Origin of the sequence: Mesorhizobium sp. M1348, from assembly GCF_040317925.1 — a bacterium.
Lineage (GTDB): Bacteria > Pseudomonadota > Alphaproteobacteria > Rhizobiales > Rhizobiaceae > Mesorhizobium.
The window spans coordinates 64,827-88,278 of sequence record NZ_JAMYLH010000012.1; the positions used below are offsets into that span (position 1 = coordinate 64,827).

Sequence of the window (23,452 nt, forward strand, 5' to 3'; positions counted from 1 at the left end):
TCGGCTCCCATGCCCATGTGGCGGGGGATGCGACGGCTGAGCGTGCATGTTGTCGGGACGACGCAGCCTGATCTAAATCCTCATTGCGCTGGATCATTTTAACGACACCCACGTTACCAGCCATGATCTCACTCGCGCCTGAACATCAGTTCGTCAACGCCGGAAGCATTCGGCTTCATGTCGTTCAGGCCGGGCCTGCCGAGGGTAAGCCGGTCATGCTCCTGCACGGCTTCCCGGACTTCTGGATCGGCTGGAGACGGCAGATCGGTACGCTCGCTTCCGCCGGATATCGGGTCATCGTTCCCGACCAGAGGGGCTACAACACCAGCGACAAGCCAGAGGGCATCCGCGAGTACACGCTCCCCAAGCTCCTCGGCGATGTCGTCGCCCTGGCCGACGCGCTCGGCATCGGAAGGTTTCACCTCGTCGGCCATGACTGGGGCGGCATCGTCGCTTGGGCCGCCGGGGCAAAGTTGCCTCATCGCCTGGACAAGCTCGTCATCCTGAATGCGCCCCATCCCGAGGTGCTGTTTACCCATGCCCTGCGATCTCCGACGCAGTTTCTGCGGAGCAGCTACGCGGTTTTCTTCCAGATCCCCTTGCTGCCCGAAGCCGTTTTGGGTGCGCGCCGCTCGGCCTTGCTCGCACGGGCACTCAGGACATCCAGCCGGGAAGGTGCCTTCGAAGAAGAGGAGATTGCAGAATATCGGCAGGCTTGGGAGCGGCCGGGGGCGCTGACCAGCATGCTCAACTGGTATCGCGCCTTGCGCTTTCGCCCGAGCCTGAAGGAGCGGATCACGACGCCCACTCTTGTTATGTGGGGGATGCAGGACCAGGCTCTGGAATCCGGGCTGGCCAAGCGCAGTCTCGCCCTTTGCGACGATGGCCGCCTGCAGACTTTCGAGGAGGGGACGCATTGGGTTCAACGCGAAGAGAGCAACGCGGTGAATGCGGCGCTTCTGGCGTTCCTGGAGGGCTGAGGAACTCAAACATGGATAGAAACTGGGGGCAGCGTCAGATGGAGCCGGAGGAGGCCTGCAGGGCATTCCTGGCTGCTGCAAAAGAGGAGGGGACATTACAACTAGCTAAGTTGGATTGCGGTATAAGGTTCTATTATCTCCGACCAACACCGCGCTTTGCGGAGTAGATCGACAATGAGATCGACATCGTCCGTCGCCCTGACATCCCCAAGCGTGACTTCGTCGGTAATGAAAAGAGCGGTCGTGCATCCGCCCACAAATATCAGATGCTCCCGAAAGTCGCTTCCCAGCGCCTCGGCTACTATCTGTAGCATGTGGAGCAGCTGGCCTCGGATGGTCATTTCTTCAGAAGCCTTTCAGAAAGCCGCTCACCGGCAAGGCCCACCTCCCGCTGGTTTCCGAGCCGGATCGCATCGACAAGCGCAAGATATTCGTCCAGCCGCTCATCTTTCGGAACAGCTTCAGGCACGCTCTTAAACAAGGGCTCGATCGATTGCCCCATATCCCGGCCTTCCGCAAACGGCCAGATGTGGATGTACTCACCGCCGCTTATCAGCAGTCCTTTTAGCATTGGCGCGGCAAAGGCCGTCGGCATGCCGCGCGTGATGCCGCCCGCCTTGCGGGGAACACAAATTTCAGTCCGTGGACGATAAAATTGTGTAGATTGCGGCGATGGGGATTGGCTCGGCCCGTATCTCGATCTTTGATGGCGAGTCCCGACGAGAGGCTTCGCTTGATGGAAGCGTCAATCTCGTTTTGCTGATCCCGAGTAGCGATTCCAGGCCGCGAACTGAGTACGGGGCCCCGCCCGAGAAGCTCCAATGAAGCTCCCCGGAGCCAACTTGCCCCTCCTGCTCCTGCAAGCTCACGAGCTTCAGAAGCACCACGATATCCTGACTTCTCATCCCATTCATGCGGTGTGTCCTCTGTCCTAGGACTAAGGACATAAGACCATATCAAGGTGTATGACCCCAGTGCAGAGCGAACTCAGAAAACATCAAGTTCTGGCAATGGCTTGCGCCTCTCACTCGGCCTCAGCAAACTCGAAAGCCAACTCTCCGCCAGCGAACTGGCCGGGACGAACCGTCCTGATTTCGCTGCCGACCTCCATGATGATGCCGCAGTATTCTTGACCCATGTGCATGGGGCTTCGACATTCTGGATCCCCCTATACGGCCACAGGTCCGAGCCGCAAATGCAGGTCGCCGAGAGCTGGATGATGGGTCAGTCGGATGAAGAACCTTCGGGTCGGCGACTTCATCGCAGCGGATATCGCCAGGAGACGCTTTCCGCCTGAAGCCCTCGGCAAGCGTAGAGAGCTCGCGCTTTTGTTCAAAAATCTCGCGGCGCTTCGCACGGACGCTCGGCTGTCTTCGCGTCCGGGACAGCCAGGACCCACTTATCCGACGGTGAATTTCTGCGCTGGCCAAACAGTGCGGCTGCACCTTATCAAAAATCGCGATCAGGATTGCGCGGAGAACTGGGCTTGATGAGCAGATGATTCTCCGTGGTCTCTTCGACCGCGAGTGTCTCGGCTCGACGGCATCGGTCTTGGCATCGCGATCCCTCACGCTCTGCTGGGCACGATCTCTTCGCCAGTCGTGTCTTTGACACGCTTGGTCCAGCCCGTTGACTTCGACGGGCCCTACGACGATCAGTCGATCTCATTTAGACTGTGCAGCCAGGGCCTTCTCACGTCCAGGCTAATAGCCCGTTTTGAGGCGTTTCGGCTGCCGCGGGAGAAGGCAGTATTTCGGCTTCAAGTGGGGCGGCTCTTCAGTGTTAGCGAGGCCGGCATGACCTCACATCAGATCTTCAACCATCCGCGCAATTTTCCCCAGACCTGCGGTGGTCCCTCTTGTTCTAAGGAGTCCCTGTTCAGCCGCGGCCGCCTTGAAGGCCTCGAGCGCAGCTTGCTGGCTGCAATGCCCGGCGAGGGACTCCTCGACCATTCGGATCGCGTTGAGCCGCCCCGGCTTTCCCATTCTAGGCCATGGTTGCTGAAGCACCTTCATTGCGTCGGCTATGGACGCGACCACCGTCAGGTTGCGATTGAGGCAGATTGTAATTGGACTGAAGGCCCGCATTCTTGTCGCTCCCCACGATTGAACGCAGCTAAACGCGAAGACAAGGGCAGTGGTTGCATGAATGTGGATTACCGCGAATTCAAAGAATCGCTGGCCGATGCGATTGAGGCTGAGCTGGCTCTCCTTGGGCCCGGCACTTTGCCTAGCCGGACCATCCTCTCGTCGTACAACAGGACCCGGCCGGCAAAAAGCATCTGTGCACCGTCCGACGCCGCGAACTATTTTTCGAGCTCGTCACGCCGCTTGCCGACGGCTTCTCAAGCACACCGCGACGAATTCGACGGCTGTGAGGGAGGAGATGAAAAGATTATGGTCGTTTCGTTGGGCCGTCCTTTAGAGCAGGGGCTCCGAGGCGGTTTGTATCGAGCAGATGTCGCATCAGATCTTGACCTGGAGATCGGCTCCGGCAGCGGGATCGGCGCAGCGCGGCAAGGATGCCACGTTCCTTCGGCGGCCCACCGGCGATGGTCTGGCTGACGGCCCCGCGAAGGCGCGAAGCATCGAGGTCTTCTTCTGCCAGTCGGGCGAGCCAACTTTCTTTGGCTGGGAGGGCGGTGCAGTGCTTCGGCTCGGAACTGTTGACACATGCGCCAGGCTGGCAGACCGGAAGCGGCGGCGTGCCCTGACGTCATGGAGACTAGCCTCGCTTCCGAAGCCGCAGATTGTGATCTCGTTGGCTATGCAGAGCATCCAGCCGTCGTTTTGATCCGTTTCCGTCATCCAGAGCCAGCGACCATCCATGAGATCCGTCTCAAACGCTTAAAAGCCGGTCTTGCCCCGCCGCGACTGTGTGGAAATCAGCCATGTTTCAAAGTCGGAATGCTGGACGAACTCGACAAGGAACTGGAGCGACGCAAGCACTGCTTCGTTCGCTACGCCGACGACTGCCCTCTATGTTCGCAGCGAGCGTGCGGGCGCACGGGTGATGGCCAGCGTCGAACACTTCCTCGACAGGCGTCTGAAGCTGAGGGTCAAGATACGGAAGAGCGCGGTCAGCTTGGGAGAGGAGCGTTTCATAGTCTGGTGGGGCCTAATTCGCCTCGTAGTCCTAGTGGTCACCTATCGGCGCTCACCGGTCCCCTGAAGCGCCCGATAAACGCTCCGCTCACTGACCCCCAGTCCCTTTGGCTATCGCTGTTCTGGTCATGCCCTCGGCATCCAACTTCACGATTTTGTCGCGCTTCCCCATCGCTGTTGGCTTCCGTCCTGGGTACTTGGTCTTGTCGCCTTTTGGCGGCATCGATCCCGATCCGTTGGCGCTCCAGCATGACGCTACGCTCAAGGCCATCCGCCAGTATCTGGCGCCCTTCTACAAGTGGCGGCAGGCCGAGATCGTGGCGGCGGCCGAGCCGCTGATGCCTGCCACCAGGCCTTATATCCGCATCATCAACCGGCGCGATCAGGCCAGACCTTTGATACGCCTGTTCGTGGCCTCCACGCTCATATCGGCGCAGCGGGCGCTCGACATCACTAGAGCTCATTTGGCAAGCAGCCCGCCGCTATACACTGGCCGTGTCCAGGCGTGGGCGTGGCCTTTCCGCTTGGGTATTAGGGTGCGGCCTGCCCGATCGGCCGTCCCTCGATCGACCCTGAGTTGCTGATCCGCATGCGGATCGTCGGCCAGCTCGTCCTCGACTCGATGAGCGAAGTCGTCGACGCCGTGCGCACCGGGAAGACAAGCCTGGAGCTGTAGCGGCCTCGCCTGTCCCGCCCCGGTGTCGTCGCTTCGCTGGCGCCACGGTGAGAACGCATAGATCTGGTCCAGTATTTTCAGCATCAGAACGTTGAGCTGGCGGGAACTTGCTCGCCAGCCGAGTTGAGTTCAGGCGGTGGTCGGGGGAGATCAGCCAGCCACACGCTGGTGATTCCAACCTGAGCCGATGTGCCAATCAGCAACCTTCGTCGGTCTTTTTCACCTGGCCCGGCGCGGCGGTGTTGGCTGCCGTGTCCTGCTGACCAGGCGCCGCCTGCTGAGCGCTGCCAGTCTGCTGGCCGGGCGCACAGTCCCTGGCCGAGTTCGGATTCGTGGTGCCGCTGGTGGTCGTCGTGTCGGTGCCCTGATCGCCGGACATGTTGGTGCCGCTGCTCGTCGTGCCGGTGCCCTGATCGGTCGTACTGGGCATGGTTGTGGTGGTCGAGGTTCCGCTGGTCGAGCTTCCGCTCGAAGTTCCGCTGGTCGTCTGGGCAAAGGAAAGCCCGGCCGACACCGCCAGCACGGCCGAAGCCAAAAGGATGCGTTTCATCATCTTTCTCCTGTCTGAATGCGCGGGATGCGCCTGGCAAATTGAACAGGCAGACAGAAGGAGTGTTCCCCGATGAAGTTCAACTTTTGTAACTCTGGTCGTAGGTCAGCCTTACGATGGCGGGCGTATATTAGAACCTCTTGAAGAGGACACTGCCCGCACCAGAATCCATGGCATGGCTCGGGGAATAGGCATTGGTGACCAGGTGGCGATTACTGCCACGGTTCGAAGGCGGATAACAGAGGACCGCGTAAGCGTCTCTATCCCAGGTTACGACTTCCCACATTCCATCATCGACCACACCAAGGTGAACCGAGGCCAGCAAATCGACCTGAAAGGCGAGGTCACGCGCATCGACGAGGACACCGTGACGATCGACCTCGGGCCGCTGGTCACGGTCGACCGTGACAAGGTCCGGCTAATGGAGAAATATCGGCCGCCAAAACGACGAAAGGCACTTGTCGATGCCCCGGATTAGAACCGACAACATCGCGACCGGCTATGAGGGCAGGCCGCATGACGGGCCGGTAGAGGACGAGTCGAAGCACTTGGTCTACTGCCCAGTCTGCGGCCAAACGTTCGACGCGCGCGATCTTGGACAGGTCTTTCATCACGCTGAGCCGCAGCACGAGCCGCTTCCGGTCGAGCAATAGTCCAGCTAGTTGAGCTCCGGCGGCAAACCGACGTTGAGACCCTTCAGCGCGCCAGCGACGTACGTTGGATGAGAAAAAGGGTGCTGCGTGCACCCCGCCTTCCCCGCGCGCCGATGTTCCACCTGGACCGCAAAAAAGTCCCGCCGCACTGCCAGAACGGCGGGACCGATCAAACGCTTTTCACCAGGCGGGGGGATGCGGGGGGTGGGCTTGCCAAGTGAGCGCGGACCGTAACCAACCCTAAGCGCAACAGCGGCAACGCGTCCACCAACCGCCGGTTGGAGCGACAGGACGATTGAGCCGCCGGCAGGTCAGGTCATCCCGGGTCGCTATCGCTCGCAACCAGACGGTAGCGGAAATTGTTGCGGATGTGGTCGTTGAAATAGCGGCCCTTGGCGAACGCGGCCCGGAACGCCGCAAAGGTTTCCGGCGGTACCCCCTCAAACTCGTACCGTTTACGGCTGGCGACGAACCACACCGAGAGGGTCCTTCTATCCAGATCATATTCCATCTTGCGGATCGAAGTAGATGGCATGAGCACCACAGGCCGAGGCCCGCGCCTTGCGGGAGCGCGGGCCGATCGGGATACCGATCTGCAGCAATACCTGGAGGTGGAGGATTCGCTGCGTGCACCGAACTTTCGCGGCGGTCCAGTGTTCCCAATCGAATGCACAAAAAGCTAGCTGCACCTTTCGGCATCACGTGGACGTTGGATTTCTGAGAAAGCGGGAGCGTCAATACCAACTTCTGGCGATGGAATTTTCCCGTGAGATAGGCACGCTCCAGGCGAAGGAGTGGATCGCCATGACCGCCATCGCCTACAACCTTGCCAACGATATCAAAGGATCGTGGAGGGTCGTCTTCGTGCCGGACGAACTGCATCTGTATGTGGAATTCAGCCAGCCAGACGCCGACACAAACCCGGTTGATTGGATGAGCGTTGATGATTTCCTTGTATGGCAGCCGAAAGGCGCGCTTCACAAGCGAGCGCGCGACAGCTTGGTTTCGCTCATTTGCAACGCGCTGACAGGGCGATGAGACAAGGGAAAACCCGCGCCGAGATCGAGTGCGAGCGCCGCGGGTGGGCCTATTCGACGTCCCGAAGGCACCGCGACGATGCCGCCAACGCGATAGCTAAAGCTCTTATCGGTGAGGCGCGCGGGCTTGGCTTTGAAGCGTCAGCGGCGCGACATTTCACCTTTCGCTCGGTGATCGCATTTTCGATGTCGATGTCGCTGACGTTAAGCTTTCTCACGAACTCCGCGTACGACCAGGCTGGCGTTCGTCAATCGACCTCCTGCAAGCCGAGACCGAACCAAGATCGAGGCACAAATGGTTCACGCTTCGTGCTTCGAAGCGCGTAAAAAGGCAGTGTGGATCCGCCATCCATCGCCGGCCAGAATCTTCCTCGCTACCCGCACAAACGCGTCGGCTCCAATGATAGGCGGGCATATCTTCCGGACTTGTCTGAGGTTTGTCTGTCAGCACATCTAATGTGCCTGCACAGAAGCCAACATTTCTGCGACCAACCGCGTACCTGGCACCGCCGACAGGTTGCTGCGGCGGATTTTCGCTTTCGCAGGTGAACAATGCCTATCAACCTTGTCATCGCACCTGGTCGCACGTAGAGGCCGTTCGAATTCTCATCGCTCGGCGCGATGTTTGGTCCGTCTGCCCAGAAGAGCGGAGCAAGCCATTGACACCCACGAAGTTGCTGATTGGGCAGATCGCTGTCGTATTCACAATTGTCATTCTTGGCGTGTGGACTGCAACCCAATGGTGCGCCTACATGCTCTCCTATCAGCCGCCACTCGGCGCGCCCTGGTTTGTGACAGTCGGCTGGCCGATCTACCAGCCGTGGAAACTGTTCGAATGGTGGTTCCAATTTGACGCCTATGCGCCTGAAGTCTTCGACAAGGCTGGCATACTTGCCGGAGCCAGCGGGTTCCTGGGCTGTGCCGCCGCGATAGCTGGGTCCCTCTGGCGCGCACGGCAGCGGGGGTTGGTCACCACCTATGGGTCCTCACGATGGGCCATGAAGCTGGAGATCGAGAAGGCGGGCCTGTTTCAGCCGGCCGGCGTTTTCCTTGGCGGACTGAATTATCGCTATCTGCGCCATGACGGACCGGAACACGTCATGGCCTTTGCGCCGACACGGTCGGGCAAGGGCGTCGGACTCGTTGTTCCAACCCTTCTTTCCTGGACCGGCTCGGCCGTCATTCACGACATCAAAGGCGAGAACTGGCAGCTGACCTCTGGCTGGAGGTCGAAGTTCTCGCACTGTCTCTTGTTCAATCCGACCGATCCGAGATCGGCGCGGTACAACCCGCTGCTGGAAGTGCGCAAAGGTCCAGATGAGGTCCGCGACGTTCAGAACATCGCCGACATTCTCGTCGATCCGGAAGGCGCGCTGGAGCGGCGGAACCATTGGGAGAAGACCAGTCATTCACTTCTAGTTGGCGCCATCTTGCACGTGCTCTACGCCGAAGAGGAAAAGACACTCGCCCGTGTCGCCACCTTCCTGTCGGACCCGCAACGCTCATTCGCTGCGACACTGCAGCGGATGATGACCACCAACCACCTCGGCACGGTGGACAAGCCCCAGGTCCATCCGGTCGTGGCCTCGGCGGCTCGTGAGGTGCTGAACAAGTCAGAGAACGAGCGCTCAGGCGTTCTCTCGACCGCCATGTCGTTTCTCGGGCTCTATCGTGATCCAACGGTGGCCGCGGCAACATCGGCCTGCGACTGGCGCATTGCCGACCTTGTGGATGCCGAGCGACCGATGTCGCTGTATCTGGTCGTGCCGCCGTCGGATATCTCGCGCACTAAGCCCCTGGTGCGATTGGTGCTCAATCAAATCGGCCGGCGGCTGACCGAGCGCCTGGAGGGCGATCCAAAGAAGAGCCGCAAGCATCAGCTCCTGATGATGCTGGATGAATTTCCGGCGCTCGGTCGGCTCGACTTCTTCGAGACTGCGCTCGCCTTCATGGCAGGCTACGGCATCCGCGCTTATCTGATAGCGCAATCGTTGAACCAAATCTCCAAGGCCTATGGCGAGAACAACGCCATTCTCGACAATTGCCATGTGCGGATTGCCTTTTCCTCAAATGACGAGCGCACGGCCAAACGCATCTCGGACGCGCTCGGTACCGCGACGGAACTCAGATCGATGCGCAACTATGCCGGCCATCGGTTGGCGCCCTGGTTGTCCCACGTCATGGTAAGCCGCCAAGAGACCGCTCGCCCCCTGCTGACGCCGGGTGAGGTGATGCAGTTGCCGCAGGCTGACGAACTAATCCTGGTTTCGGGATTGCCGCCGATTCGCGCCAAGAAGTTGCGTTATTACCAGGATCCGAATTTCACGGAGCGAGTGCTGCCTTCGCCGGTGCTGCGCGACGGTGCCTACGCGGATCGGCCCACGTCGCGCCCGGACGATTGGAGCGGACAGGTGCGCGGCCTGGATCGGCGTCTTGCTGGCGACGACGACAGTGCCGGCGCGGCAATCGAAGACGGAGGTGTCCAGCAGCAGCGCCATCCGGGCCTGCCCGAAGAACGGACCCTCGTCGCCCAGGAGCCTGATCATGGCGATCTGTTCACGCCCGCAGACGATGACTGCGAGACGCTCGCCGACAAGCGCGTCATGGATCGGATTTCCACCGCAGCACGTGCGTACGGCCTCAATGAGGGAATGGGCGACGACAAGGACATCGTGCCCGGCTTCTGAACGGCGCGCCATACGCGGGCGCATCTCAGCGTAGATAACGGCCGTAAGCGATTTCGAGGATCTCGACGATGCTCGTTCCCGTCGCCGGTGCATCAGCGCCGGTCAGAGGGAACAAGCAGCATGAAGCCCCACCGCATTCGTCACCAGTTTTTGCTTGGACCCGAGTTGAGCGAGAAGCTGGAGAACCTCAGCCGCAATCCATCGACCACCAAATCGGCCATTGTGGCGCACGCGGTCGAGGCCTTTATCGAGCGGCGTGGGGAGAATGAACTCGACCACCGCTACGGCAAGAGGCTCGACCGTCTTTCCCGTGACCTCGGACATGTCAGGCGCGATGTCGAGATGATCCTGGAGAGCCTGGCGCTCTTCATCCGCTTTTCGATCACGCTTCATGCTCACACGCCGGTGCCGGACAAGGCCACGCAAGCGATTGCCCAGGAGCGCTTCGAGAAATTCGTCGAACAGGTCGGCCGCCAAATCGCTTCCGGTAAACGGTCACTTGGCACCGACGATCGCAGGGGAGGGGAAGGATGAGTTCTCATCCGGAAGCCGACCATCGCCGCCGCGCCATGCTGCGCACCGCCATGGGTCCGGCGATCACCGAAGCCCTTGCCGATCCGACCGTCATTGAGGTGATGGTCAATCCCGACGGTGCGCTGCGGCTCGACCGGTTGGGTGAAGGCCGGGTCGACACCGGCGTGCACATGCATCCTTCTGAGGCCGAACGCATCATCCGCCTGGTCGCCTCCCACGTGCGCGCCGAGGCGCATGCGGACAATCCGATTGTCAGCGCCGAATTGCCATCGGGCGAGCGCTTCGAGGGTCTGCTGCCGCCTGTCGTGCTGGGGCCATGCTTCGCCATCCGAAAGGCTGCGGCGAAACTCTACACGTTGGCCGACTATGTCGCCGACCGGGTCATGCTGCCGCTGCAGGCCGATGCGCTGAAGAAGGCGGTCCGCGAGCGGCGCAACATCCTGGTCGCCGGCGGCACGTCGTCGGGCAAGACAACACTTGCCAATGCGCTGCTGGCACAAGCCGCCGATTGCGACGAGCGGGTGATCCTGATCGAGGACACGCGCGAACTGCAATGCGCGGCGAAGGATTGCGTTGCCTTGAGGACGAGGCGGGGGTCGGTCACGCTCGCCGATCTCGTGCGCTCGACCCTGCGGCTCAGACCCGACCGCATCATCGTGGGCGAAGTCAGGGGCGCGGAAGCCCTGGACATGCTGAAGGCATGGAACACCGGGCATCCCGGCGGCATCGCGACGGTTCACGCCAATTCGGCGCGCTCCGCTCTCTACCGTATCGAGCAGCTCGCCCAGGAAGCCGTCGTCACCGTTCCCCGCCGCCTCATCGCTGATGCGGTAGATCTGATCGTCTTCATCGCTGGGCGCGGATCCTCGCGCCGCATTGACGCGATCGCTGAGGTCACCGGTCTCGACAGCAGCGGTGATTACGCCCTCACCCCGCTCACGCTTCCGCAACTCCAGCAGTTTTGAAAGGTCACCTCATGCTCAAGAAGCTTCGCTTCCTTTCGTCCACCGCGCTCGCGTTTCTTCTCACCGTCCCGGCCCACGCAGCGGGCTCCGGCATGCCTTGGGAACAGCCGCTGCAGCAGATCCTTGAGTCGGTCCAGGGACCGGTCGCCAAGATCGTCGCGGTGATCATCATCATCACCACCGGCCTGACCCTTGCTTTCGGCGACACGGCAGGCGGTTTTCGCCGGCTGATCCAGATTGTCTTCGGCCTGTCGATCGCCTTCGCGGCATCGAGCTTCTTTCTCTCCTTCTTCTCCTTCGGCGGCGGGGCACTCGTCTGATGGCCACCGGAGAGCAGCATATCGAGGGTTTCGAAGTCCCCGTTCACAGGGCATTGACTGAGCCGATCCTGCTGGGCGGCGCGCCGCGAGCGGTGGCGATCCTCAACGGCACGGTGGCCGCCGCCATCGGACTTGGCCTGCAGCAGTGGATCGCCGGACTGGCGCTCTGGATCGCCGGCCACACGCTCGCGGTCTTTGCCGCTCGCCGCGATCCGGACTTCGCCAGCGTGCTTGTCCGTCATCTTCGCCTGAAAGGGTGGCTTGCATGCTGAACCTTTCGGAGTATCGCGGCAAAGCCGATCGGCTGGCCGATCATCTGCCCTGGGCCGCTTTGGTGGCGCCCGGCATCGTGCTCAATAAAGACGGTAGCTTCCAGCGAACCTTCCGGTTCCGTGGCCCCGACCTTGAAAGCGCGACCGAAGCCGAGTTGGTCGGCATCTGCGCACGAGCCAACAATGCGCTACGAAGGTTGGGCTCCGGATGGGGGTTGTTTTTCGAGGCCGAGCGCGTTGAAGCGCTGGGCTATCCGAGCTCGGCTTTTCCCGATGCTGCCTCATGGCTGGTCGATGAGGAACGGCGCGCGGCCTTCGAGGGCAAGGTCGCGCACTTCGAGAGTCGCTATCATCTGACCTTGGTCTTCATGCCGGCGCCAGATGGCCAGGCGCGGGCGGAAAGCGCACTGGTCGACTCGCATCACTCGGGAGGGGCTAGAGACTGGCGCCAGGAGCTGGCGTGGTTTCGCGACGAGACCGACCGCGTCCTGGATTTGCTGTCCGGCTTCATGCCGGAAGTGCGCGCCCTCGATGATGCCGAGACGCTAACCTATCTGCACGGCACAATCTCGACCTACCGCCATCCGGTCGCCATGCCGGAAACGCCAATGTATCTCGACGGTGTTCTGGTTGACGCGCCGCTTACCGGCGGCCTGGAGCCGATGCTGGGTGAGCAGCATCTGTGCACCCTCACCGTTCTTGGTTTCCCGAACGTCACCCGGCCAGGGATCCTCGACGCGCTCAACCATCAGGATTTCGCCTACCGCTGGATGACGCGCTTCATCCCGCTCGACAAGACGGAAGCCACAAAGACACTGACCCGGTTGCGCCGTCAGTGGTTTGCCAAGCGCAAATCGGTCGCAGCCATCCTGCGCGAGGTCGTGACCAACGAACCCGTCCCTCTCGTCGATAGTGACGCCGACAACAAGGCGCTCGATGCGGATGCCGCCCTTCAGGCATTGGGCGGCGATCACGTCGGCTTCGGCTATCTCACCACAACGGTGACGGTATGGGACCAGGACCGGCAGGCCGCCGCGGAAGAGCTCCGAGCGGTTGAGCGCATAGTCAATGGGCTCGGCTTCACCACGATCCGTGAAAGCATCAACGCGGTCGAGGCGTGGCTCGGCTCGTTGCCCGGTCATGTCTACGCTAACGTTCGCCAGCCGCTCGTTCACACGCTGAATCTTGCCCATGTCATGCCGCTGTCGTCGGCGTGGGCCGGTCCGGTGGACAACGAGCATCTCGCCAACGTGACTGGGACCGAATCCCCGCCGCTTCTCTTCGCAGAGACCAACGGGTCGACACCGTTTCGGCTTTCCACCCACGTCGGCGATGTCGGCCACATGCTGGTCGTTGGGCCGACCGGTGCCGGCAAGTCGGTTCTGCTCGCGCTAGTCGCTCTGCAGTTTCGACGCTATGCCGGGGCGCAGGTCTATGTCTTCGACAAGGGCAATTCGGCTCGTGCGGCAACACTGGCCATGGGCGGAGAACACCACGCGCTGGGCGCGGATGGTGCGCTTGCCTTCCAGCCACTGAGCAATATCGGCGACCAGACTACTCGCAGCTGGGCGGCGGAATGGATCGCCGGCCTCGTTGCCCATGAGAATGTCAGCGTTACGCCGGAGGTAAAGGAGGCGATCTGGTCGGCACTCATCAGCCTTGCGACTGCGCCGGTGCAGGAACGCACGCTGACGGGCCTGTCGGTTCTGCTTCAGTCCAATGGGCTCAAGGCCGCGTTGATGCCCTACACGCTCGACGGTCCCTTCGGCCGGCTGCTCGATGCCGATGAAGATCGGCTGGCTTTGTCGGATGTGCAGTGTTTCGAGACCGAAGAGCTGATGCACAGCCAAGGCGCTGTGCTCCCGGTGCTCACCTATCTGCTCCATCGTCTCGAGGAGCGGTTCGACGGACGGCCGACGCTGCTGATGCTCGACGAGGCGTGGGTCTATCTCGACAACCCTCTCTTTGCCGCCCGCATCCGCGAATGGCTGAAGGTGCTGCGAAAGAAGAACGTCTCCGTCATTTTCGCCACGCAGTCACTTGCAGACATCGCTGCCTCGTCGATCGCGCCGGCAATCATCGAGAGCTGCCCACAGCGCATTTTTCTTCCCAATGACCGTGCCGTGGAACCGCAGGTGCGGGCAGCCTATGAGTGCTTCGGCCTGAACGAGCGGCAAATCGAATTGGTCGCCCGTGCCACACCGAAGCGCCAGTATTATCTGCAGTCGCGCCGCGGCAACCGCCTCTTCGAGCTCGGGCTCGGCCCGATCGCTCTTGCGCTCTGCGGCGCCTCTGATCCGGCCACGCAGACCCTAATCGACAAGGTGCTGTCAGAGCACGGACAGGAGGGCTTTGCCGCCCGGTTTCTGATTGCGCGCGGCCTCGATTGGGCTGCCGAGCTTCTCCAGCAATTCCCTCAACCAGACAAGGAGCAATCGTCATGATGCGGCGCCGCCTTCTCACCAGCCTGATCACCGTTTCCCTGATCGCAAAACCAATGGCCGACTACGTCCAGCCGGCCCACGCCCTGATCGTGTTCGATCCGTCGAATTATGCGCAGAACGTGCTGACAGCGGCACGTTCCCTGGAGCAGATAAACAACCAGATCCAGTCGCTTCAGAACCAGGCGACGATGCTGCAGAACATGGCGCGGCACCTTCAGCGCCTGGATTTTTCTTCCGTGGGCCAGCTCACAGGTTCGCTCCAACGGATCGACGGCCTGATGACCCAGGCCAGCGGCCTGAGCTTCGATCTCGACAAGCTTCAGAACCAGTGGCGTGTGCAATATCCGGAAAGCTACGACGCCACAATCGAGGTCAACGATGTGGCGAGCGCCGCGCGCGAGCGCTGGCAAAACGCCATGCAGGCGTTCCGCCAAACCATGAGCGCGCAGTCGCAGATCGTGGAGAACGTGCGGGCCGACGGCGACCTGCTTACCGATCTCGTCAACCGCAGTCAGGGCGCGGCAGGTGCCCTTGAGGCAAGCCAGGCCACCAATCAGCTGATCGCGCTTTCGACCAAGCAGCAGATGCAGATCCAGACGCTGCTCGCGACCCAGTTCCGGGCTGAAGCCGAAGATGCTGCCCGCAAGGCGCAGTCCGAGGAAGCCGCCCGCGAGACGACGAAGCGTTTCCTGGGCACCGGTACGGCCTATCCCGGCAACTGATCAGCAGTCTTCAAGACAACGAGGAAGACGGCGACATGAATGACCTCGGCGTCATCGATCGCTTTATGCAGACCTTCATCCGCTATATCGACAGCGGGTTCGGTCTGCTTTCGGGCGACGTCGCCTTTCTCACTACCATCCTGATCGGCATTGACATCGCGCTGGCGGGCCTGGTCTGGGCGTTCGGCGGCGAACCCAATATTCTCGGTCGGCTCGTCCGAAAGGTGCTCTATGTCGGCGCCTTCGCATTCATCCTGAACAATTTCAGAAGCCTTGCCGACATCATCTACCGCTCCTTTGCCGGGCTCGGCATCAACGCTTCGTCCGGCAATTTGTCCGCCGACAGTCTCCTGCGGCCAGGCCGCATTGCCGCGGCCGGCTTCGAGGGCGCCTGGCCGCTGCTCAATCAAGCGAGCCAGCTAGTCGGCTTCCCCGAGATCTTTGGCAACGCGCTGACCATCTTCGTGCTGCTTCTCGCCTGGTTCCTGGTCCTCATCGCCTTCTTCATCCTTTCCATCCAGCTTTTCATCACCATCCTGGAGTTCAAACTCACCACATTGGCCGGCTTTGTTCTGGTGCCCTTCGCGCTCTGGAACCGCTCGGCGTTTCTGGCCGAGCGCGTGCTCGGCAATGTGATCTCGTCGGGCATTAAGGTGATGGTGCTTGCCGTCATCGTCGGCATCGGCTCCACGCTCTTCGGCGAGTTCGCTTCCGCCCTGCAAGGCAAGGAGCCGGACTTGGCCGCGGCCATGTCACAGGTACTGGGCGCGTTGGCGCTGCTTGGGCTCGGCATTTTCGGACCGGGAATTGCCTCGGGTCTTGTTTCCGGCGCGCCGCAGCTTGGCGCGGGAGCCGCACTCGGAACCACCGCGGCGGCCGCCGGATCAACGCTCGTTGCCGGAGGTGCGGCGCTTGCCGGCGCGCGCATGGCAACCGGCGGCGGTCTCGCCGCCGTTCGAGCCGGCACGGCCATGGGATCGGCTGCTTCCACAGCTTGGCAGATGAGGCGTGCAACATCGCCCGAGTCCGGCCTCTCCGGCGTAGCTGCTGGACTGCAGGGCGTTGCCGGCGCAGCTGGCGGCGCCGCGATTCGGGGAATGCGATCTGCAACAGAACCATTCCGGCGCAGCGCCGATGCCGGCCGCGATGCCGCCTGGACCGCGACGGGCGGCACGCCGACCGCATCAATGACCGGAAACCCTGCCGCGTCAGGTGCCAATGCCGCGCCGGCGTGGGCGAGGCGCTTGCGTTCCGAACAGACCGCGCGCGCCCATCGCCACGCCGCCACGCAGGCCGTCCGCGATGGCGATCGGGGTGGAAGCGGCGCCAACCCCTCTCTCAACGATAAGGAAGACTAGATGCTCTTCAAGCGACCTGTTCAGCGTTACGGGAAGACGCCCCACCCCGTCACACCATACCAGAAGGCCGCCCAACTTTGGGACGAGCGCATCGGCACTGCGCGCGTGCAGGCAAGGAACTGGCGCCTGATCGCCTTTGGCTGCCTCGCTCTGGCCATCGGGCTCTCTGGTGGACTCTTGTGGCAGTCGATGCAGGGCCGCGTCGTGCCCTATGTCGTCGAGGTCGACCGCTTCGGTGAGACACGGGCTGTCGCGCCGGCAATCCAAACCTACGAGCCCGACGATGCCCAGATTGCCTGGCATCTCGGCCGCTTCATCCAGAATGTCCGCTCCGTCTCCACCGATGCGGTGTTGGTGCGGCAGAATTGGCTCTCGGCCTACGACTTTGCCACCGACCGTGCAGCCCTCTTTCTCAACGAGTACGCTAAGGCCAATGATCCGTTCGGCAAGATCGGCACGCGCAGCGTCTCGGTGCAGGTGACGAGCGTGGTTCGAGCGTCCGAGAGCTCCTTTCAAGTCAAATGGACCGAGCAGGTCTTTGAGCGCGGCAGCCTCGCCAGCACAACGCGTTGGACCGGGATCCTCACCATTGTGATCCGGCCGCCGAACAATACCGATCAGCTGCGCAAAAACCCGCTCGGCGTCTTCATCAATGCCATCGACTGGTCGCGCGAGCTCGACAGTGCCGCGCAGACTTCCGTTCCCCCAAAGGAGTCCGCCAATGATAAATAGACTCTCGTCGCTCCGCACTGCGCTGGTCCTGTCGACGTCGGCTGCGGTCATCTCCGCCTGTGCCTCGAAGCCGGTGCCGCCACCTCAGATTTCCTATGATGCTGCCAAGTTCCAACCGGCGGCAATCAAGAAGGCGCCGGAGAAGCCCGTCAAGGTCGTGGAAGTGCCGACACCGCTGCCGCTGCCCGGCCAGTTGCAGCCCGAGCCGGGCAAGGCTGCTGAAGACAGGCGCTCGCCTGAAGAACGTGTCGCCGATGCCAACAAGGCGGCGACGCAGCAACCCACCAAATATGGCTATGTGAATGCGGTGCAGGTTTACCCTTTTGCCGAAGGCGCGCTCTACCAGCTCTATGCCGCACCGGAGCGCGTCAGCGATATCGCTCTGCAGTCAGGCGAGAAACTCCAATCCGTGTCGGCCGGCGACACAGTGCGCTGGGTAATTGGCGACACCGTCAGTGGCTCCGGCGATGACCAGCGCACCCATGTGCTGGTGAAGCCCTTCGCGCCAGGACTTGCCACCAATCTGGTGATCACCACGGACCGGCGAAGCTATCACCTGCAGCTTCAAAGCACGGATAAGACCGCCATGGCGGCCATCTCCTGGACTTACAGCGAGGACCAGATCATCGCGCTACGCCGGCGCAATGCGCAGGCCGACGCCGCTATGCCAGTGGCGTCGAATGTGGCTCTCGAAAATATTCGCTTCCGCTATTCGATTACCGGCGACATGCCGCCCTGGAGGCCGACGCGCGCGTTCGATGATGGCAGCAAGGTCTACATCGAGTTTCCGCGCCGCATCGATCAGGGCGAGGCCCCGCCGCTCTTCATCGTCGGTGCTGACGGGGACAACCAGCTCGTCAACTACCGCGTACGGGGCAACTATTACATCGTCGATCGCCTCTTCGCCGCGGCCGAACTGCGCCTCGGCGCCAAGCAGCAGCAGGTGGTGCGCATCAGGAGGACCGACGGCAGGCAAGCGCCGCGGCGGATATTGCTCTTTTCGCGTTCCAGCAGGTGAGGGACGGCCCATGACGGATACTTCCCGCTCCGATGCTCCACCGAAACTCGATCCAGAACAGCTGCAGCTGCGGGCCTCGCCTCGCCGCGCTGTGCGCTTCAAGCGCGGCATTATTGTCGCCATTGCTGCTGTTGGTTCCGGGACCGTTCTAGCCGTCACCATGATGGCGCTGCAAGGACCGACACTGCGCATCAAAGAGCAGGCTGAAGAGCTTTACAACACCGAGCGGAAGCCAACCGCGGAGGCAATTGAAAGGCTGCCTAAGGACTATTCCGGGATCAAGCCCAAGCCTCCGGTGCTTGGACCACCGCTGCCCGGCGACCTCGGCCGCCCCATCCTTGAGCACCAACGCCAGCTGGGCATCGCGCCGGGCCAGGAGGTTTCGGCGGAGGAGCAGCGCCTTGCACAGCAGGCGATCGAGGCGCGCGAATCGCAAGTCTTCTTCCGGATCGAAAATCGACCCCGGCAAGCGGATGCCGCCGGCAACGGGCAGGGCGGGCGTCCACCCTTTGATGGAACGGCTCCACAATCCGATGCCGCACGCGATTCAGCTTCCGTTGCACCGGCCGAGGGCGACCAAAACAATCAACAGCGCAAGCTCGATTTTGTCAGCCAGCGGAACACAAGTGGAATCTACAATCTGCATGCACTGCAGACGCCGGCTTCGCCGTATCAGCTGATGGCCGGCAGCGTCATCGCAGCGAGCCTGATCACTGGCATCAATTCCGACTTGCCCGGCCTCGTCGTCGCACAGGTCACCGAGAATGTGCACGACACAGTCACCGGCAGCACCTTGCTCATTCCGCAAGGCTCTCGCCTGATTGGCACCTATGACAGCGTTGTTGCCTTTGGACAAAGGCGCGCGCTGCTGGTCTGGCAACGGATACTGCTGCCCGACGGCTCTTCGATCGAAATCGACAATCTGCCGGCGACGGACACCGCCGGCTATGCCGGGCTTGAGGACAAGGTGGATTTCCACACCTGGCAGCTGATGAAAGGCGTTGCGCTGGCCACGTTGCTAGGGGTCGGCACCGAGCTGAGCCTCGGGGAAGACGAAAGCGACCTGGTCAAAGCAATCCGCGAATCCGCTCAGCAGAACGTCAGTCAAGCTGGCCAGCGCATCACCGAGAAGAACCTCAATATTCAGCCCACGATCACCGTCCGCCCTGGTTGGCCACTGCGCGTCATCGTGCACAAGGATCTTGTGCTACGGCCGTACCCGAATTGACTGGAGTCATCATGACCAATCTGAAACTCGGCAAACTTCCGGATCGGACACCTTCGAAGATCACCATAAGCGTAAGTGCAGACCTGAACCAAGCACTGAAGGACTATGCGGCGCTTTATCGTCAGACCTATGGCGAGTCCGAATCGGTAGCGGAACTGATCCCGTTCATGCTGGCGGAGTTCCTGGAGAGCGATCGAGCGTTTGCCAAGGCCAGAAAGGAAGGGCTCCCTGTCGTCGACAAGTCAGAGAAATCGCGGCGGAAGGCAATTTCAGGGTCCGAATAAGTCACAGCGACCAGTGAGTCCGAGGGGGCACCTTTCTAGGCGGGCGAATGCATTCAAGCAACTTGCCGGCGGCAGCCGAAACATAGGGCACAAAAGACGAGCTGATCTGCCCCGAACCAATGCCGGCTCTGCGCCTTTGACGGCCGTAAAGGTCCACTTCACAGCTTCTTAAAACCAGATGAGGTGGATGGCTCCCGCTCTAGGCATCTGAGTGCCACAGTGGGTTTGCTGTCAGGCAACCCGAGCAAAGGAGCCATCCGCCATGCAGATTACTACCGTGGGCCTTGATCTGGCCAAGCGCATTTTTCAGGTTCATGCCGTCGACGCGTCTGGGGGCGTTGTCGTGGGCAAGGCCCTGCGGCGGTCGCAAGTCCTGCCGTTCTTCGCCAAGCTGCCGCGCTGCCTGATCGGAATCGAGGCCTGCGGGACGTCACATCACTGGGCTCGAGAACTGACGGAGCTCGGCCATGAGGTCCGCTTGATGCCGCCGAGCTACGTGAAGCCTTATGTGAAGCGCGGCAAGAATGACGCGGTGGACGCGGAAGCGATCTGCGAAGCGGTGACACGCCCGACCATGCGCTTCGTGGCGATGAAGTCGGCCGAGCAACAGGCGGCCCTTTCGCTTCACCGCACACGCAATCTTCTGGTCAAGCAGCGCACGCAACTGGTGAACATGATCCGCGGCCTGTTGGCCGAGTTCGGCATCGACATTCCCCAAGGTTTGGAGCGGGCGCTCAGGCTGGCGCGCCAGATCGCCGCGAAGGAAGTGGAGCCGGAAGTGCCGGCAATGGCAACGCAGGTTCTCGATCTCCTGTGCGACCAGGTGCTCGACACCCATGCCCGGCTCCAGACCATCGACCGGTCGATCCTTGCCCAACAAAGAACGAATGAAGTGGCACGGCGTCTATCGACCATACCTGGCATTGGCCCGATCGGTGCCACAGCCTTGGCGGCCTCGGTTGCCGATCCGGGTCAGTTCCGCTCGGGTCGAGAGTTTGCCGCCTGGCTCGGGCTGACACCTTCGCAAAACTCGAGCGGCGGAAAGGACCGTCTCGGGCACATCACCAAGATGGGCGACCGGTACCTGAGAAAGCTCCTTGTGATCGGCGCGACCTCTCTGATCCGACGGGCGAGGCATAAGCCCGAGGCTGCGGATCCGCGCCTCCTCGCGTTGCTCGCCAGGAAGCCAGCGCGCGTGGCGAGCGTAGCGATGGCAAACAAGATGGCCCGCGTGGTGTGGGCTATCATGGCGCGCGGCGAAACCTATCAAGCGCGTCATGCTCCGAACCTTGCAGCGTAAGTTGCGCAGAAGACGAGACATTGAAGCAGAAATCAGATCGAGCCGATCAATCGGCTCCATGAGGTTGTAAGAGCGACGCGATGTGATGGCGAGACCGGTCAGGCCGGGAACAGGGATAACCCATGCGATGTCGGAGGCATCATAGCCTGCAAAGCAGATTGGGACCTTGTTCGCCGACCCCATCAGGGCCAGCAGCTTCAAACGGCTGCATGAACAGGCCGGACAGAAGACTGCACCCGACCAATGCGCCAGAACGACGAATTACCTCTTGCAATACGGGAGCCATCCACAGAAGACATCGCTGGCGATGCCCTCGAAGTCGACCATGCCCACTTCCGGACGTTGGCTTCTTGTTGGAAGCGGGCATTGGTTGGCAGGGCCAGAACTGCCGCTTGCGGCCCGTCGCGCTTGCCTTCATCAACCACAGATCGAGGCATTTGCGCCTCATGGCGTGCTCGCTTTGTCTGTCGCCTACTGACACCAACAAAACAGGCAGGCCGGGATCAGCCTGCCTGTTACGAGGGCTACTGCGGCGGCCCAAAGGAAGTGAACCGGGTCCAGACACGGCCCAGCGCAGACAGCACACGCTTCAGGAAGGACAGACGCGCGGGGTCGCCGTGCGCGTGGCGTTCGATCTGCTTGCGCATCACCGCTTGCGACGTGGCTGGATCGAAGGTGCGCAGCCACTCAACCTCGCCGACCGTAATGAAGTAATGCGAATTGCAGGGTGCATCGCAGACGGCAATCGAAGGGCGCACCGTCGCCATACCGCCTTGTTCAGTGACCTGGTGGCTGTCGGGCACCAGCAACGAAACACGATGACCACAGCCGCAAGCGCACAGCAGGGCCCCGATCTCGAACTCCTCGCTGTGATAGACGACGCCCGGCACCAAAGGCTTGGGCATGCGCTCGACCGCTTCATAGCGAAATCTCATCTAGACTCCCCCCGCCCGGTCCATTTCGAAGGTTACGGTATCGAAGATTATCGAGGTCGCATCACTCTCCCGGTCCAGCAACCCGAAATGCTGCTTGAACCGGATCACGGCCATGTTGGCATTCAGCGCATTGAGCTCGGGAATCTGCGCCTGCTTGCGATATTCGTCAGCCTTCGCGTTTTCGACCGGCAGACGCACCGTACCCCGATTGTTGTCGAAGGCGGCACGGTCGGTGCCCGTAATGCGCACGAAGCCGCTGAGCCCGACGGCCGAGCGGTTCAGGCCCATGCCGCAATCGACAAAGGGAATGTTGTTCGCACTCAGCCAGTCCACGATCAACAGGCGCGCCGGCCCCTCATCAACCGAGACGAAGACGAAATCGAACTCGCGGAGGCGAATAACATTGTCGGCCGTGATGCGTTCGGCGACCGGCACAATGCCCGCATGCCATTGATCATAGTGCATGGCAAGCGCCTCGACTTTCAGCTTGCCGATGGCGCCGGGGATAAAGCCCGGCCATCTGAAGATCGTGTGGAGATGGACCTTGTCATCATCGAACAGCGCAATCTGCTCAAGATGCGTACGAGCCACCGAATCGAGAATGAAGGAGCCAGTTCCGCCAAGGCCGACGATGGCGACCTTCTTGCCGCGCATGAGCGCTGAGAGATCATTGAGGTGATAGCGCGCGGACATGGTGTCGGGAAAGCGCAGCGGCGAACCCTGCGCGGCCGCCTTGACGGCGATCCCACCTAGGGGTGTAGCCTGAGGATAAGCATTGACCGCCGGCGTCGTGATCGTATCGATGTATGTCTGTACCTTTTCCTCGAACGACTGGTACGCGCGCAGCGCGCCCTGCTCATCCATCAACTTGTAAGAGAAGGAGCAGCTCATGACGAGATCAGGCGTCACCTCAACGGGATTGGGACCGCCGCCAAGCCTGAGCTCGCGTCCCTGCTGGTCGTGGGGTCGGCTGCCGCGCCACCAGGCTTGGTGATCGGCGGGGGGGCCGATGACCGGGCCGGTCAGACCAAGTGGGCAGGCCCAATCGCCGTGCTGCAAGCCGGCCTCGCTGTCGAGGTAGGGCAGACCGTATATAACGAAATAACCGCCCACGAAGTCGATCAGGTATCCCGTCTCGTCCAGATCACGAAGGAAGGGGTTATGATTCACCAGTTCCGGCAACTCGAAAGCGCATTCCATCCTTCACCTTCACCTTCTGACCCGGTGCGAGCGTGCCGCTCGGGTTCTCGACCGGACCGTGGGAGTATTTGACGAGATATTCGTTCGAGGGCTTTCCGCCCTGCCCGAGATAGAGATCGACCACGCGGGCGTAAGTGATCTGTTTGGTGTCGATCTCGTGGTCATCGCCATTAACCAGAATGTCGAAGACCTTCTGGCTGTAGAAATGCTGATCCTGCGTCAGATGGATCGGCGTGTCATCGCGCGGAATGCGCTCATCTTCCTCGTCGCCCGCGACCTCGCGGTAGAGCCTCTCGTGCTGCTTAATGTCGGCCAGCGCATAGAGCGCTTCACCGGTCGTTGGGTTGGGCGAATTGATCGCCACTCGATTGATGTGGATGCGCACGATGTGCGACGCAGCAATGTCCAGCATGACTTATATCCTTTCCCGCCTCTGGCGGCGCTTGCGTTTCG

General features: G+C 61.5%; 24 protein-coding genes and 2 pseudogenes. 17 read left to right on the forward strand and 9 right to left on the reverse strand.

Going from position 1 to position 23,452, the window contains the following annotated elements; genetic code table 11:
- Positions 1–122 precede the first annotated feature (122 nt).
- On the forward strand, positions 123–980 hold the full coding sequence (locus tag NKH13_RS20350) for an alpha/beta fold hydrolase (RefSeq protein ID WP_352903021.1): 858 nt from the start codon (positions 123–125) through the stop codon (positions 978–980).
- A 337-nt stretch (positions 981–1,317) separates the two neighbouring features.
- On the opposite strand, the gene NKH13_RS20355 is transcribed toward NKH13_RS20350, so the two are convergent.
- The 4 genes and pseudogenes from NKH13_RS20355 to NKH13_RS20370 all read right to left on the reverse strand — a co-directional run.
- Positions 1,318–1,575, reverse strand: coding sequence for a hypothetical protein (locus NKH13_RS20355; protein WP_352848010.1), 258 nt, complete (start codon positions 1,573–1,575; stop codon positions 1,318–1,320).
- A 462-nt stretch (positions 1,576–2,037) separates the two neighbouring features.
- A pseudogene (locus NKH13_RS20360) lies at positions 2,038–2,320 on the reverse strand (alcohol dehydrogenase catalytic domain-containing protein); the annotation flags it as partial.
- 462 nt (positions 2,321–2,782) lie between these two features.
- Positions 2,783–3,067, reverse strand: coding sequence for a DUF982 domain-containing protein (locus tag NKH13_RS20365; protein ID WP_023680323.1), 285 nt, complete (start codon positions 3,065–3,067; stop codon positions 2,783–2,785).
- Positions 3,068–3,730: 663 nt separating this feature from the next.
- Positions 3,731–3,886, reverse strand: a pseudogene (locus NKH13_RS20370) (diguanylate cyclase); the annotation flags it as partial.
- A gap of 401 nt (positions 3,887–4,287) precedes the next feature.
- Here NKH13_RS20370 and NKH13_RS20380 point away from each other — a divergent pair.
- Entirely contained in the window at positions 4,288–4,668 is a 381-nt protein-coding gene (locus tag NKH13_RS20380) for a hypothetical protein (protein ID WP_352914024.1), read from the forward strand.
- Positions 4,669–4,956: 288 nt separating this feature from the next.
- On the opposite strand, the gene NKH13_RS20385 is transcribed toward NKH13_RS20380, so the two are convergent.
- Positions 4,957–5,310 carry a hypothetical protein gene (locus NKH13_RS20385; protein WP_352778088.1) on the reverse strand — a complete coding sequence of 118 codons (354 nt, stop codon included), beginning with the start codon at positions 5,308–5,310 and terminating at the stop codon, positions 4,957–4,959.
- A 175-nt stretch (positions 5,311–5,485) separates the two neighbouring features.
- On the opposite strand from NKH13_RS20385, the gene NKH13_RS20390 reads away from it, so the two are divergent.
- A complete protein-coding gene (locus NKH13_RS20390; RefSeq protein WP_352503332.1) occupies positions 5,486–5,788 on the forward strand; it encodes a hypothetical protein in 303 nt (100 codons plus the stop codon).
- A 491-nt stretch (positions 5,789–6,279) separates the two neighbouring features.
- Here the strand turns inward: NKH13_RS20390 and NKH13_RS20395 are convergent, their stop codons facing one another.
- The gene (locus NKH13_RS20395) at positions 6,280–6,498 is read right to left on the reverse strand and encodes a KTSC domain-containing protein (RefSeq protein WP_352772395.1); all 219 of its coding nucleotides are present in this window, start codon (positions 6,496–6,498) and stop codon (positions 6,280–6,282) included.
- Positions 6,499–6,767: 269 nt separating this feature from the next.
- Between NKH13_RS20395 and NKH13_RS20400 the strand changes: the two genes are divergently transcribed.
- The 14 genes from NKH13_RS20400 (at position 6,768) to NKH13_RS20465 (ending at position 20,864) form a co-directional block, all read left to right on the forward strand.
- A complete protein-coding gene (locus NKH13_RS20400) occupies positions 6,768–7,001 on the forward strand; it encodes a hypothetical protein (RefSeq protein ID WP_352914026.1) in 234 nt (77 codons plus the stop codon).
- A 658-nt stretch (positions 7,002–7,659) separates the two neighbouring features.
- A complete protein-coding gene (locus NKH13_RS20405) occupies positions 7,660–9,687 on the forward strand; it encodes a conjugal transfer protein TraG (RefSeq protein ID WP_352900649.1) in 2,028 nt (675 codons plus the stop codon).
- Between the two features lie 120 nt (positions 9,688–9,807).
- Complete coding sequence (locus NKH13_RS20410; protein ID WP_352458763.1) at positions 9,808–10,221, forward strand: CopG family transcriptional regulator; 414 nt, start codon at positions 9,808–9,810, stop codon at positions 10,219–10,221.
- On the forward strand, positions 10,218–11,186 hold the full coding sequence (trbB, locus tag NKH13_RS20415; protein WP_352473682.1) for a P-type conjugative transfer ATPase TrbB: 969 nt from the start codon (positions 10,218–10,220) through the stop codon (positions 11,184–11,186). Before NKH13_RS20410 ends, trbB begins: the two co-directional genes overlap by 4 nt.
- 11 nt (positions 11,187–11,197) lie before the next feature.
- Positions 11,198–11,506, forward strand: coding sequence for a TrbC/VirB2 family type IV secretion system protein (locus NKH13_RS20420; protein WP_023680310.1), 309 nt, complete (start codon positions 11,198–11,200; stop codon positions 11,504–11,506).
- The gene (locus NKH13_RS20425) at positions 11,506–11,778 is read left to right on the forward strand and encodes a VirB3 family type IV secretion system protein (protein ID WP_023680309.1); all 273 of its coding nucleotides are present in this window, start codon (positions 11,506–11,508) and stop codon (positions 11,776–11,778) included. The genes NKH13_RS20420 and NKH13_RS20425 overlap by 1 nt, the downstream gene beginning before the upstream one ends.
- Entirely contained in the window at positions 11,772–14,222 is a 2,451-nt protein-coding gene (trbE, locus tag NKH13_RS20430; protein WP_352914028.1) for a conjugal transfer protein TrbE, read from the forward strand. Before NKH13_RS20425 ends, trbE begins: the two co-directional genes overlap by 7 nt.
- Positions 14,219–14,944 carry a P-type conjugative transfer protein TrbJ gene (gene trbJ, locus NKH13_RS20435; RefSeq protein WP_352473678.1) on the forward strand — a complete coding sequence of 242 codons (726 nt, stop codon included), beginning with the start codon at positions 14,219–14,221 and terminating at the stop codon, positions 14,942–14,944. The genes trbE and trbJ overlap by 4 nt, the downstream gene beginning before the upstream one ends.
- 35 nt (positions 14,945–14,979) lie before the next feature.
- Complete coding sequence (trbL, locus tag NKH13_RS20440; RefSeq protein WP_352567552.1) at positions 14,980–16,302, forward strand: P-type conjugative transfer protein TrbL; 1,323 nt, start codon at positions 14,980–14,982, stop codon at positions 16,300–16,302.
- Positions 16,303–17,034, forward strand: a complete 732-nt coding sequence (gene trbF / locus NKH13_RS20445; protein WP_352567553.1) for a conjugal transfer protein TrbF — start codon at positions 16,303–16,305, stop codon at positions 17,032–17,034. It abuts the gene before it with no gap.
- Positions 17,024–18,052, forward strand: a complete 1,029-nt coding sequence (trbG, locus tag NKH13_RS20450) for a P-type conjugative transfer protein TrbG (RefSeq protein ID WP_352914030.1) — start codon at positions 17,024–17,026, stop codon at positions 18,050–18,052. Before trbF ends, trbG begins: the two co-directional genes overlap by 11 nt.
- Positions 18,053–18,062: 10 nt before the next feature.
- Positions 18,063–19,280 carry a TraB/TrbI/VirB10 family type IV secretion system protein gene (locus tag NKH13_RS20455; protein WP_352914162.1) on the forward strand — a complete coding sequence of 406 codons (1,218 nt, stop codon included), beginning with the start codon at positions 18,063–18,065 and terminating at the stop codon, positions 19,278–19,280.
- Between the two features lie 11 nt (positions 19,281–19,291).
- Positions 19,292–19,564: a DUF2274 domain-containing protein gene (locus NKH13_RS20460; protein WP_352473672.1), complete on the forward strand. Its 273-nt coding sequence runs from the start codon at positions 19,292–19,294 to the stop codon at positions 19,562–19,564.
- Positions 19,565–19,826: 262 nt separating this feature from the next.
- The gene (locus tag NKH13_RS20465) at positions 19,827–20,864 is read left to right on the forward strand and encodes an IS110 family RNA-guided transposase (protein ID WP_352864851.1); all 1,038 of its coding nucleotides are present in this window, start codon (positions 19,827–19,829) and stop codon (positions 20,862–20,864) included.
- 524 nt (positions 20,865–21,388) lie between these two features.
- On the opposite strand, the gene NKH13_RS20470 is transcribed toward NKH13_RS20465, so the two are convergent.
- From NKH13_RS20470 to NKH13_RS20480, 3 genes are read right to left on the reverse strand one after another with little or no spacing between them, the layout of a single operon-like run.
- Positions 21,389–21,799 carry a ubiquitination-like system serine protease family protein gene (locus tag NKH13_RS20470; RefSeq protein WP_352914033.1) on the reverse strand — a complete coding sequence of 137 codons (411 nt, stop codon included), beginning with the start codon at positions 21,797–21,799 and terminating at the stop codon, positions 21,389–21,391.
- On the reverse strand, positions 21,800–22,981 hold the full coding sequence (locus NKH13_RS20475; RefSeq protein WP_352914035.1) for a ThiF family adenylyltransferase: 1,182 nt from the start codon (positions 22,979–22,981) through the stop codon (positions 21,800–21,802).
- Positions 22,959–23,411, reverse strand: a complete 453-nt coding sequence (locus NKH13_RS20480; protein ID WP_352467834.1) for a multiubiquitin domain-containing protein — start codon at positions 23,409–23,411, stop codon at positions 22,959–22,961. Before NKH13_RS20480 ends, NKH13_RS20475 begins: the two co-directional genes overlap by 23 nt.
- Between the last annotated feature and the right edge of the window lie 41 nt (positions 23,412–23,452).